At 67.6% G+C, this 11,970-nt stretch carries 9 protein-coding genes; 3 read left to right on the top strand and 6 right to left on the bottom strand.

The features are described 5' to 3' along the window. Positions 1–803 (top strand): tripartite tricarboxylate transporter substrate-binding protein (locus tag OXU42_13950; GenBank protein MDE0030492.1); only part of this gene is annotated, 803 nt, incomplete at its 5' end. A 94-nt stretch (positions 804–897) separates the two neighbouring features. On the opposite strand, the gene OXU42_13945 is transcribed toward OXU42_13950, so the two are convergent. The 6 genes from OXU42_13945 to OXU42_13920 all read right to left on the bottom strand — a co-directional run bounded on the left by OXU42_13945 (position 898) and on the right by OXU42_13920 (position 10,438). Further along, on the bottom strand, positions 898–2,571 hold the full coding sequence (locus tag OXU42_13945; protein ID MDE0030491.1) for an amidohydrolase family protein: 1,674 nt from the start codon (positions 2,569–2,571) through the stop codon (positions 898–900). A gap of 132 nt (positions 2,572–2,703) precedes the next feature. Continuing rightward, a complete protein-coding gene (locus tag OXU42_13940; GenBank protein ID MDE0030490.1) occupies positions 2,704–4,449 on the bottom strand; it encodes a thiamine pyrophosphate-binding protein in 1,746 nt (581 codons plus the stop codon). Between the two features lie 144 nt (positions 4,450–4,593). Further along, positions 4,594–5,379 (bottom strand): enoyl-CoA hydratase/isomerase family protein, encoded by a 786-nt coding sequence (locus tag OXU42_13935; protein ID MDE0030489.1) that lies wholly within the window; start codon positions 5,377–5,379, stop codon positions 4,594–4,596. Positions 5,380–5,441: 62 nt separating this feature from the next. Further along, entirely contained in the window at positions 5,442–7,868 is a 2,427-nt protein-coding gene (locus tag OXU42_13930; GenBank protein ID MDE0030488.1) for a CoA transferase, read from the bottom strand. Positions 7,869–7,979: 111 nt separating this feature from the next. Further along, on the bottom strand, positions 7,980–9,101 hold the full coding sequence (locus tag OXU42_13925) for a citrate synthase (protein ID MDE0030487.1): 1,122 nt from the start codon (positions 9,099–9,101) through the stop codon (positions 7,980–7,982). 197 nt (positions 9,102–9,298) lie between these two features. Beyond that, positions 9,299–10,438, bottom strand: coding sequence for a CaiB/BaiF CoA-transferase family protein (locus OXU42_13920; GenBank protein MDE0030486.1), 1,140 nt, complete (start codon positions 10,436–10,438; stop codon positions 9,299–9,301). 152 nt (positions 10,439–10,590) lie between these two features. Between OXU42_13920 and OXU42_13915 the strand changes: the two genes are divergently transcribed. Both OXU42_13915 and OXU42_13910 read left to right on the top strand, forming a co-directional pair. Beyond that, a complete protein-coding gene (locus OXU42_13915) occupies positions 10,591–11,631 on the top strand; it encodes a tripartite tricarboxylate transporter substrate-binding protein (protein ID MDE0030485.1) in 1,041 nt (346 codons plus the stop codon). Positions 11,632–11,684: 53 nt separating this feature from the next. After that, positions 11,685–11,970 (top strand): hypothetical protein (locus OXU42_13910; GenBank protein MDE0030484.1); only part of this gene is annotated, 286 nt, incomplete at its 3' end.

The raw sequence follows: 11,970 nt of genomic DNA, 5'->3' as shown, positions 1-11,970 counted from the left end.
TGCCCAAGGGCGTCAAGATGATCGTCAAGAACGTCACCGGCGCCGGCGGCGTCACCGGCACCGTCTATCTGTACCGCTCCAAGCCGGATGGTTACACCATCGGGCAATTGCACGGCGGCATGATGGCCGTACCCTATCTCAGGGGCGCCAGGAATACGGGCTACGACTACGAAAAGTTCACCTGGGTGGCGCGGGTGGGCGGCGAGCCCTACGCGCTGCTCTTGCGCAAGGACTCCAAGTACAGGTCGCTGGAGGACTTGCAGGCTGCCAAACGCGTGACCTGGGGCGTCGAGGCCGTCGGCGTTGGACGCTGGGTCGACGCCTACATCGCGGCCGCGGAGCTGGGCATCAACTTCGCGGTGGTGTCGGGCTACCGCGGCACGGGCGAGAATCTGCCCGGGCTGCTGCGCGGGGACTACGACGTCTTCCTCCAGCCCATCGACCACCCGTCCGTGGTACCCTACCTCCAGACCGGCGAGATCCGGCCGGTCCTGACCCTTGGACCCAAGAGGGCCATAAACGCCCCCGACGTCCCCACCGCCATCGACGCCGGACACAACATCACCGTGGCTTCAAACCGCCACATAGCGGCCCCGCCCGGAACCCCCGCCAAGGTGGTGAAGGCCCTGGAGACGCTGCTGCTGAAGGCCATGAACGACAAGGACTACGACGCGTTCATCAAGAAGTCGGGACTGGTGCTGGATCCCGGCGGCACCGAGCAAGCCAACAAGGACATCCAGGGCCTCGCGGCCCTCTACAGGAAATACGCGGATGCGATGAAGAAGGCCATCACGGCGAAATAGCAGGCGAGCACGACGCCATCACCGCGCCGTAACCTGTTGAACCCTGGAACCAGTGTGAGTGTGTCGGATTAGCGAAGCATAATCCGACACACTCCTACGATCGCAGCACTTTCCCCGACCGCTCCCCGGTGGGTTCGCCGTCCTCCAGCACTACCTGCCCGTTGACCAGGACGGTGCGGATGCCGTCGGCCTGCTGGACCAGGCGGGCGGCGCCGCCGGGGAAGTCGTGCATCAGCTCGGGCTCACGGGGCGCCACGGTGGCGGGGTCGAAGACCACCACGTCGGCGGCCAGGCCGGGCTCAAGGCGGCCGCGGTCGGCGATGCCGCAGATGTCGGCCTGCATGGAGGTGAGCTTGCGCACGCCCTCTTCCAGGGTGAGGTCGCCGCGCTCGCGCACGTACTTGGCCAGCAGCAGGGTGCAGTAGCCAAAGCCCGCGTCGATGGCCACGTGGGCGCCGGCGTCGGACTGGCCGAGCACGGTGTAGGGGTTCGCCACGATGGCGCCGACGGCGTCGGCGTCGCCGTTGGTGTGGGCCGTCTGGAAACCCGTTTCCAGGTTTTCCTCCAGGCACAGGTCCATGAACGCGTCGAAGACGTCCTTGCCCACGGAGCGGGCGTAGTCGGCCACGTTGGCGCCCTTGAGGTGGGCGTTCTTCCCGGTGGCGGGCTTGACGATGTAGACGATGTCCCAGCGCCTGTGGAAGGCCGAGGTGCTGGTGTCCTCCACCACCTCCCAGCGCAGCTTCTTGCGCACCTCCGGGTCCTGGAAGGCGGCCCGGCGTTCCTCGATGGGGCTGAACATGAGGCCGCGCCATGTGGGGAACTCGTCGAACTCCTGGCCGTCGATGAGGTTGAAGCGGTTGTTGAAGGGCCGGACGTTGGTGTTGGCCCAGGCCTGGGCGCCGCGCTCGAAGCCCTTCACCGTGGCGTCCAGCAGCTCGCGCCACTCGTCGGGCCTGGCCCAGCGGTGCAGGATGGAGTTCCACACTACCGGACGGCCGGTGCGGAGCGAAAAGTCGGCCAGGGACGCCACCCGCTCGGCGTTCTGGCCCGCGGAACTCATCTGAATGACGCCGCGGTTCATGTCCGTGAGCACCTGCCCCAACGCTTCCAGTTCCTCCCACTCCGCCAGCCGGCTGGGCAGGGGCTCGCCGTCCTCGCGGAAGTGGCGCTCGTTGCGGTTGGTGGAGAAGCCCAGCAAGCCGGCGTTCAGGGCCTCGCGCAGGAGCGCCTGCATGGCCGCGACCTCGTCGGCCGTGGCGGCGCGCTTGACGGCGTCGTCGCCCATGACGTACTGGCGCAGCGGGCAGTGACCCACCAGCATGCCGACGTTGAGGGCCGGGCGCATGGCCTCCACCGCGTCCATGTAGCCGGCCATGTCGGTCCAGCTCCATTCCACCGCGCGCCGCAGCAGGTTTATGTCCATGCCTTCGACGTGGGAGAAGGTCTGGAGCAGGATGTCCCGGTCCTCGGGCTTGCAGGGAGCGAGGCTCAGGCCGCAGTTGCCGGTGACGATGCTGGTGACGCCGTGGTAGCAGGAACTGGTCACCTGGGGGTCCCACAGGAGCTGGGCGTCCATGTGGGTGTGGCCGTCGATGAAGCCGGGGGCGGCCACCAGGCCGTCGCCGTCCACTTCGCGCCGGGCCGTGCCGGCCTTGCCGCCCACCTGGCGGATGGTCCCGCCCTCGATGGCCACGTCGCCCGTGTAGCGGGGATTGCCCGTGCCGTCGCAAATGGTCGCACCGCGAATCACGAAATCATATGCCATGACGAATCCTCCTCCTTACATGGCGTCCTTCGACTTCGCTTCGCTACGCTCAGGACGAACGGTTATGGTTTCGCCCGTTCGTCCTGAGCGTAGCGGAGCGTAAGCGAAACGAAGTCGAAGGACGCCATCTCCTTAGATCGACTGTATGATCACGTCCACCAGCGCCGGCTTGCGTTCTTCCTTGACCACGGCCAGCGCGCGCCGTACCGCGGGCTGGATGTCTGCCGGGTCCTCGACCGGGCCTTCGCTGTAGACGCCGAAGGACTTGGCCAGGGTGGCGAAGTCCACGGGCGGCTTCTCCATGCGCATGCCGATGCCCTTGTTCTCCACCGGGCGGCTGCGCGCCAGCGCGACCCGCTCCTGGTGCTCCTCGTCGTTGTAGTAGGTGCGGTTGTTGGTCATGAGCATGAGCAGCGGCACGTCGTAGCTGGCGGCGGTCCACAGCGCGCTGTTGGTGAACAGCAGGTCGCCGTCGCGTTGCAGGTCGATGCACACGGTGCCGCTGTCCTTGAGGCCCAGGGCGGCGCCCACCGACGCGCCGGGCGCGTAGCCCAGGCCGCCGCCGCCGTAGCCGCCCAGGAACGCGTTGGGCTTCTCCCAGTCCCACAGGCGCCGCGGCCAGCCGCGGAAGGAACCGGCCACCAGCGTCCAGTCCTCGTCCTTGATGACCTCCCATATTTCCTGGGACATGCGCGGCGGGGAGATGGGGCTCTCGTCCCAGCGCTTGCGCAGCATGGCCTGACTCTCCTCGCGGATCTCCCGGTGGCGCTGCTCCAGCGCCCGGCAGCGGTCGTCCTTCACCGACTTCTCGGGACCGCCCCGGCGCCGCACCGCCTCTGTCAGGGCGGGCACGAACACCTTGGTGTCGGCCAGGACCGGCAGGTCCACGGGCGACAGCTCCATGAACTCGGTGGACCAGCTCTTGATGGCGAAGTCCGCCAGGGTGACGTTGATGATCTTGCAGCCGGGCTGGAAAGCGGGCGCGGAGGTCTGGGTCCTGGCGTCATGCCGGTGAAGGGCGCCGTAGAGGTCCATGACGTCGAGTCCGAGGATCACGTCGGCCTCGGCCACCAGCTCCTTCTCTCTGCCGCTCAGGTCCAGCGGGTGCGTGTTGGGGAAGTTGTGGCGCGCGCCCCGGTCCACCACCGCGGCCCCCAGCTCTTCGGCCAACTCCACCAGCGAGAGCATGGACAGGGGATTCCGCCCCATGTAGTCGGCGATGATGAGCGGGTTTTGCGCGTCGCACAGCCACGCCGCGGCCTCCTCGATGGCGCCCTGCTCGGCCTGGAGCGGCACCGGCGGGCGGAAGCGGTCCGGCGCCGGCATGCCCGCGGCCATGGCTTCCGGCAGTCTCGACTCCTGCAGGTCGAGATCGAAGCACAGGTAGACCGGCCCCTTGGGCTCGGTCATGGCCACCCGGTAGCCACGCAGGATGGAGTTGGACAACGCCCCCAGGCTCATGGGCTGATCGTCCAGCTTGACGATGTCGCGCACGAAGTTGCCCTGCACCAGCGCGGTGTGGATCCAGTCGATCCAGGGCCGCCGCTTGGTGGTGTCCATGGGCCCCGTACCCCCCAGCACCAGCACCGGCGTCTTGTCGCACCAGGCGTTGTAGATGGCCATGGAGGCGTGCTGGAGCCCCACCACGTCGTGCACGATGGCGGCCATGGGCTCGCCCGTGGCCTTGGCGTAGCCGTGGGCCACGGCCACCGCGATCTCCTCGTGGCAGCAAACGATGATCTCCGGGTTCTTGTTGTGCGTGTAGTTCACCAGCGAATCGTGGATGCCGCGAAAGCTCGCGCCGGGGTTCAGCGCCGCGTACTTGATGCCCAGGCTCCTGAGCATGTCCACGATGAGGTCGGAACCGTATTCAGCCATGGGGTCTCCTGTCTTTGGGGCCGACCGTCCTTCGACTTCGCTCGCCCTTCGACAAGCTCAGGACTCGCTACGCTCAGGACGAACGGTTGGGGGCAACCCCCATCCCGTTCGTCCTGAGCGTAGCGGAGCGAAGTCGAAGGACGCTTACTGGCCCCGCCACTGCGGCGGGCGCTTCTCCACGAAGGCCCGCGCCCCCTCCTTGATATCGTCGGTGGTCCGCAGCAGCGCCGAGAGATCGGTCTCCAGCCGCAGGCCCTCGTCCAGGGTCATCTCGTAGCCCTCGCGCACCGCCTCCTTGGCGAAGACCACCGCGATGGGCGCCTTGGTGGCGATGGCGCGGGCGTATTCCTCGGCCGCGGCCATGAGGCCGTCCCGCGGCACTACCTTGTTCACGAGGCCGATGCGGCAGGCTTCCTGGGCGTCGATGACGCTGCCCGTGAGGATCAACTCCAGCGCCTTGCCGAGCCCCACCACCCGGGACAGCCGCTGGGTGCCGCCACTCCCGGGAATCATGCCGCGGGAAACCTCGGGCAGCCCTAGCTTGGCCTCCTCCACCGCCACCCGGATGTCGCACGCCAGCGCCAGCTCGCAGCCGCCGCCCAGGGCGAAGCCGTTGATGGCCGCGATCACCGGCTTGTTGAGCCGGGCGATCATCTCGGTGTCGCTGACTTCCAGCTTTGCCTGCCGCGCCGCCACCACCCCGACCTTCTCCTGGGCCGCCTCCTTGAGGTCCCGCCCCGCCGAGAACGAGCGCTCCCCGGCGCCGGTAATGATGACTACCCGCACTTCCGGGTCCTGCCGGATGGCCGTCACCGCGTGGATGAGCTCCTCGCGCATCTGCCGGTTGCGCGCGTTCAACACCTCCGGACGGTTCAGCGTCACGTACGCAATGCCGTCCTTTCGTTCGAACAGGATTGCCTTGTACTCCATGCCTCTCTCCTCTACTCCAAATTCCGCGTCATTGACAGGGAGTGACGGAATGGCATCGACCGTCAAAACGCGCCGGCGTTCTCCAGGCCCCGAATCTGCTCGTCGGTCATGCCCAGCAGGCCGCTGAGCACCGAGTGGGCGTCCTGGCCCAGCAGCGGGGCATGGCGGCGGATCTCTCCCGGCGTCTCCGAGAGCTTCGTCACGATGCCGGGCAGCGTGAGCCGGCCCTGACGCGGATGCTCGTGCGCGACCACGGAGCCGCGGGCGCGCAGGTGCGGGTCGTGGACCAGGGTAGTGCCGTCACACACCATCCCGGCGGTCACGCCGTGAGCCTGGAGGGTCTCCATGACCTCGCGCGGGCTGTGTTGCCGGGTCCACGCGGAAACGAGTTCGTCCAGGGCAGCGGCGTGGGCCAGACGCGACTGCCCGGTGGCGAACCGATGGTCCTCCAGCGCCGCGGACTTCCCTGTCGCCTCGCGGAACCGTCGCCATTCCTCTTGGCTTCCCACGGAGACCACACACCACGCGTCCTCGCCCCGGCAAGGGTAGCAGCCGTGGGGCGCGTCCCCTCGGCCGCGGTTGCCGGCGGGGCCGGCGGCGCGCCCGTTGACCAGCGCGTCCAGCAGCGCGGGCCCGATTAGCGACGCGGTGACCTCGCCCTGGGCGATGTCGATGAGCTGTCCCTCGCCGGTGTCGGCGCGGTGGTGCAGCGCCGCCATGAGCACGAAGGCCATGTGGATGGAGACGATGTAGTCCGGATAGGAGGTCTGCGACCCCACCGGGGCGCCGCCGTCGGGGTGGTTCCACAACCACGTCATGCCGGAGAACGGCATCAGGCTGGGCCCCCAGGTCACGTAGTTCTTCCGCGGTCCGGTGGTGCCGAGTCCCTGGAGCCGGATCATGATGATGTCGGGCTTGAGCGCCTTGAGTTCCTCGTAGCCAAGCCCCAGACGGCCCATTACCCCGACGCTGAAGTTCTCCACCACTACGTCGCTTCGGGCAATGATGCGGCGGGCGATCTCCCTGCCCTCTTCCGTCTTGAGGTTGGCCGTCACGGACAGCTTGTTGCGGTTGTGGTCGGCGAAGGGAAGCGACGCCTCCACGTCCTTGTTGCCCTCGCGAATGCGCCAGGTGTCGGGCCGCGCCCGCGATTCGATCTTGATGACCTCGGCGCCGAAGTACGCGAGCTGCATGGTGCCGTAGGGGCCCGCGACCATGTGGGTGAAGTCGGCGACACGGATGCCGGCCAATGGCAGCGCACTCGACGGCAGCCCGTCCGGCGCGGCTACCCCCGCCGGCCGGTCCGTGCGCGAATTGTCCGTCTCCGCGGGCTCTGCGCCAAGCAGATCCCCGTCATGCTCCCCCACCGCCGGCGCGTGGCGGCGGAAGCGCCAGCAGTCGGTCTTGTAGGCCCGGCCGGGAAACTCCATGGGGCCGAGCCGCGGATGCACGGTGTCGATGACGAACCCGCGGGAGCGGATGTGCGGGTCGCGCACGAAGTCCAGCGGCGTATTCACCGGGGCGCACGGGATGTGGCGCGCCTGGAGCTCCTCGTAGACCCTTTCCTTGGGAAGCGCGGCCAGAATCTCCGACACCACCCGGTCCACTTCGGCCACGTGCGCGCGCCGGTAGACCGGGTCCTCGAACTCCTCGCGCGCCAGCGCCTCCGGGTGGCCGAGCCAGTCCGCGAAGCGGCTCCATGCCCCCGGCTGCGAGTTGGTGACGAAGATGTGCACGAAGCCGTCGGCACAGCAGTAGATGGTGCCGGGAGTGGCGAAGCGGTGCTGGGTGCCGTCCCGGTGCGGGTGCGCGCCCGTGGAGGCGGAACGCGACACCAAGTTTTCCATGGCGGCGAGGCAGTCCATCATCGAGACGTCGATGTGCTGTCCCGGGCCGCCCCGGCGAACATGCCACAACGCCATCAGGATCGTCAGGGCGGCATGGGCCGAGCCCACCAGGAACGCCTGCGCCCCCGGCGCGTTCACCGGCGGGGCCGACGGCTTGCCGCTCACGTACATGAGCCCGCCCATGGCGAAGGCGGTGAGCCCAGACCAGCGGTAACCGCTGTACGGCCCGGTCTGGCCGAAGGCGGTGACCGAGGCGTAGACCAGTCGCGGGTTGAGCGCGCGCAGGTCGGCGTATCCCAGACCCACGGCGGGAAGGGTCCCGGGCATGGCGCTCTCCACCACCACGTCCGCCGTGCGCGCCAGGCGCCGCACCCGTTCCCGCCCCGCCTCGGTGTCGAGGTCCGCGGTGACGCTCTTCTTGTTGGCGTTGAAGTAGAGGAAGTGAAGGCTTCGGTCGGAGCCCGGCCGGTCGTCCACGAACGGCGGCTCACCACGGGACGGGCTGCCGCCGGGCGGTTCCACCTTGATGACCTCGGCGCCGAAGTCCGCCAGGAGCTTGCCGCAGTACTCGCCCTCGGCGCCGGCCAACTCCAGGACCCTCACGCCGTCCAGCGCCTGTGATGCGGTTTGCGGCTCCGCCATCGGTTCGAATCTTCCAGGTTGACCGGTCCTTCGACTTCGCTCGGCTACGCCTCGCTACGCTCAGGACGAACGGAAATGGTTCCACAACCACTCATGACGGTTTCGGGCGGCTCAGCCGCGTCGGTCCAGGGGCTCGAACTCGAGGTCCGTGGCACCCACGTAGCGCGAGTTGGGCCGGTAGAGGCGGTTGTTGTCCACCTGCTCGATGAAATGCGCCGACCAGCCCACCACCCGGCTCATGGCGAAGATCGGCGTGTTCAGGCTGATGGGGATCTTCATCATGTGGTAGATGGGCGCGGCGTAGAAGTCCACGTTGGGGCACAGGTTCTTCTCCCGCCGCATGACCTCCTCGACGGTGATGCAGATGTCGCTCAGCCGCGTGTCGTCAAGCTGCCTGCCGAGCAGCACCCCCCACTTCTTGGCCACCTCCACGCGCGAGTCCGCGGTCTTGTAGATGCGGTGCCCGAATCCCATCACGCGCTCCTTACGGCGCAGGCTCTCCTCCACCCACGCCTCCGCCCGGGACGGCTCGCCGATCTCCAGGATGACGTCCATGGCCTTCTCGTTGGCGCCGCCGTGGAGCGCCCCCTTGAGCGCGGCGATGGCGCCCACCACCGCGCCGTACAGGTCCGACAGCGTGGAGGCGATCACCCGCGCGGTGAACGTCGAGGCGTTGAACTCGTGCTCCATGTACAGGATCAGCGTCACCTCCAGAACCCGCGCCTCGAACTCCTCCGGTCGTTCCCCGCGCAGCATGTAGAGAAAGTTGGCCGCGTGGTTGAGCATGGGGTCCGGTTCGACCACCTCCAGCCCTTGGGACAGCCGGTGCAGCGCCGCCACCGCCGTGGCCATGCGCGCCAGCAGGCGCGTCGCCTTCCTCAGGTTGGCGTCGCGGGAATCATCGCCGGCATCGGGGTCGTAGAGCGCCAGCGCCGACACCGCCGTGCGCAGGGCGTCCATGGGCACCGCATCCGACGGCAGCCCCTTCAGGCTCTCGACCACGCCCGGCGGCAGCCCCCGCTGCGAGCGCAACTCCTCATCGAACGCGCCGAACTCGGCTCCGCTCGGAAGCCTGCCGTGCAGCACCAGGTAAGCCACCTCCTCGAATACCGCCTGCTCGGCCAAGTCGTGCACGTCGTAGCCGCGGTAAACCAGCTCACCTTCCGGACGGACCGAGCAGATGGCGGTCTCGCCGGCCACCACGCCTTCCAGGCCCGGTTTCACCTCTGACATCGCTGCCTCCCGCGAGGGCGCCGCTTGCGGCGCCCTGAATACCCCCCGAGGGGATACGGACAATTACTCGAACTGGGACCAGCGTACAACCGAGACAGACACTGATCAATCTTCACCCGGCCGCCCCCCGATGCACCGGTCCCGACCCTGTCGAAGGCGCCTTTTCGCCGGGCGGGAATGGATCGGTGTTTCCGAGGTCAAATGGCGCTTGTCTTGCGCAGCGCCCGGACCTGCGCGGGAGTGTAGCCGAGCTCCTTGAGTACCGCCCCCGTGTGCTGACCTACCCGGCAGATCTTCCCTCCGGGCCTGCGCGTCCCCGCGAACCAGAACGGCGGCGTGAACTCCACGGCACCGGTCCCCTTCCGCCGCACCAGCGTCTTGCGGAAACGCACGTGCGGGTCTTCCAGGACCTCCTCGGGCTCGTACACCGGCGCCACGGACAGGCCGTAGTCGTTCCGGAGCAACGCCACCCATTCGGCCCGCGGACGGGTCTTGAAGGTGCGGCGCATGGCCGCCTTGATGCGCGGGGCTTGCTTCGCGTCGAAGGCGGCGCCGGCATACCGTTCCAGCCCGAGGGCCTTGCACAGGAGCCCCCACTGCTTGGGCCCCAAGGCGGCCAGCGACACGAACCCGCCGTCCGCCGCCTCGTAGGTGTCGTAGCAAGCGGCGGTGCCGGCCAGGGTGGCATGTTCGCGCTTGACCTCCGGGCTTGACCGGCGCGGCGGCGGATCGAGCATCAGGTACCGCGCCACCAATAGCAGCGTCCAGTCGAACATGGAGATGTCGATGTAGCGTCCCTCCCCTTCCCGCAGCACGCCGATGTAGGCGGCAAGGATGGCGGTCAGGGCCGGGTAGCCGCCGCCGGCCACGTCCGCCACCTGGGCCGCGGGCGGCAACGGCCGTCGGCCCGGCTCCCGGCCGATGCCGAGCATGCCGCTCAGGGCCAGGAAGTTGATGTCGTGGGCCGAGTACGCCACCGAAGGGCCGGTCTGGCCGAAGCTGGAAATGGAGCAGTAGACGAGCCTCGGGTTCAGCTCCCGAAAGGTGTCGTAGTCCACCCGGAGCCGGCGCGCGACCCCCGGCCTGAAGCCTTCCACCACGATGTCCGACCGCTTGACCAAAGCATGGACGATCTCGCGTCCAGCGCCGGTCTTGAGGTTGAGCGTGATGCTCCTCTTGCCCTGGTTGAGGTACGGCGCGCCCGAGCGCACCGCGCCGGGCTCCTCCACCTTCAGGATCTCCGCGCCCAGGGCCGCCAGGAGCCAAGTGCACAGCGTGCCCGGGTACATGTGGCTCAGGTCGAGGACCTTGACGCCGTCGAGGATGGGTTTGGACATACGGCCTCCGCAGGGTTCGCCTCCGATGAAATCATGGGCGCGGTTGATGGACAAGCGGGGACGACGCGTCGTTGTTGAAATGCCCCGCCCGCTGGTTTATCGTAGCCCGGTGCGATCAGGACAGGACTCTTCAACCAAGAAGGAGAACCCTCATGGATCGACGTGCGGCATGGATCGGCCTCATCGTGGCGGTGCTGCTGGCGTGCGCGAGCACGACCGCGGCCCAGTCATTCTACGCAAAGAAAACCGTCAAGATCGTTTCGGTGCACGCGCCCGGCGGCGGCTACGACACCTACTCCCGCCTCTTCGGGCGTCATCTCGGGAAACACATTCCGGGAAAGCCCAAGGTCATCGTCGTCAACATACCGGGAGCCAGCGGCCTCATCGGCACCAACTACGTGTACAACGTGACCAAGCCGGACGGCCTTACCCTCATCCAGCCGAGCTGGGGCGTGGCGCAGGCACAGTTCCTCGGTTTCCCGGACATCAAGTACGACGTCACCAAGATGATCTGGTTGGGTCTGGCCAACAGCGGCCCCGTCACCGCGGTGGTGCGGAAGGAATCCCCGATTCAGACCATGGACCAGTGGCTCGATCCCAAGACCAAGCCGCTGATCTTCGGCTGCACGTCGCTCAACAGCCTCACCTGCAGCATCCCGCTGGCCATGAACAACATCTTCGGCAAGACCTCGGAGATCGTCTCCGGCTACGTGGGAACGGCGCGCATTCGCGCCGCCCTGTTGCAGAAGGAAGTGGACGGGCTGACGGGCTGGAGCTGGGACTCGGTGAAATCCACCGGCATGTCGATGATCGACGACGGGGACGCCAAGATCATGGCGTACATCGGTTTCGACCGGCACGCGGAGTTGGACGAACGCAAGGTGCCGTTCGTGAACGAGAGGATCACGAAGCCCTCGGACATCGCCTTCATGGAGGTGCTGCTCCTGCCGGCGGCCATGCTGCGGCCATGGGCCGTGCCCCCGGGGACGCCGGCTGACCGGGTAGGGATCCTGCGGACGGCCTTCGAGGCGACGCTGAAAGATCCCGGGTTCCTGGCGGATGCCAAGCGGACCCGCCTGGACATCAACCCCAAGAGCGGCAAGTGGCTGACGGACCTCATCAGCAACATGAAGACGCAGATGACTCCAGAGGTGCTGAGCCGCGCCCGGAAGATCGTCGGTCTGGACAAATAGCGGAGCAATCGGCCGGTAACGGCCAACATTTCGACACAGGAGGCACACTCGACATGTTCCTGCAACGGATATTCTTCATCGCCCTCGCCGCGGCGCTCATGGCGGCCGCCGGCGGCACCGCCGGAGCCGCGTCCTTCTACGAGGGCAAGACGGTCAAGATCATCTCGGTGAGCTCCCCGGGGGGCGGGTACGATACCTACTCACGGCTGTTCGCGCGCCACCTCGGGAAGCATATCCCGGGCAAGCCCAACGTCATCGTCGTCAACATACCCGGCGGCAGCGGACTCATCGGCACCAACTACGTGTACAACATCACCAAGCGGGACGGCCTCGCCCTCG

It is taken from the genome of Deltaproteobacteria bacterium (genome assembly GCA_028818775.1).
In the GTDB taxonomy this organism is placed as follows: Bacteria; Desulfobacterota; Binatia; order UBA9968; family JAJDTQ01; genus JAJDTQ01.
This window is presented reverse-complemented; position numbering and strand designations above follow the sequence as displayed.

Bases quoted from the DNA above. Each gene is read 5' to 3' on its own strand.
- OXU42_13925 (MDE0030487.1), bottom strand. From the start codon at position 9,101: ATGTCAGAGGTGAAACCGGGCCTGGAAGGCGTGGTGGCCGGCGAGACC.
- OXU42_13915 (MDE0030485.1), top strand. From the start codon at position 10,591: ATGGATCGACGTGCGGCATGGATCGGCCTCATCGTGGCGGTGCTGCTG.
- OXU42_13930 (MDE0030488.1), bottom strand. From the start codon at position 7,868: ATGGCGGAGCCGCAAACCGCATCACAGGCGCTGGACGGCGTGAGGGTC.
- OXU42_13920 (MDE0030486.1), bottom strand. From the start codon at position 10,438: ATGTCCAAACCCATCCTCGACGGCGTCAAGGTCCTCGACCTGAGCCAC.
- OXU42_13940 (MDE0030490.1), bottom strand. From the start codon at position 4,449: ATGGCTGAATACGGTTCCGACCTCATCGTGGACATGCTCAGGAGCCTG.
- OXU42_13935 (MDE0030489.1), bottom strand. From the start codon at position 5,379: ATGGAGTACAAGGCAATCCTGTTCGAACGAAAGGACGGCATTGCGTAC.
- OXU42_13945 (MDE0030491.1), bottom strand. From the start codon at position 2,571: ATGGCATATGATTTCGTGATTCGCGGTGCGACCATTTGCGACGGCACG.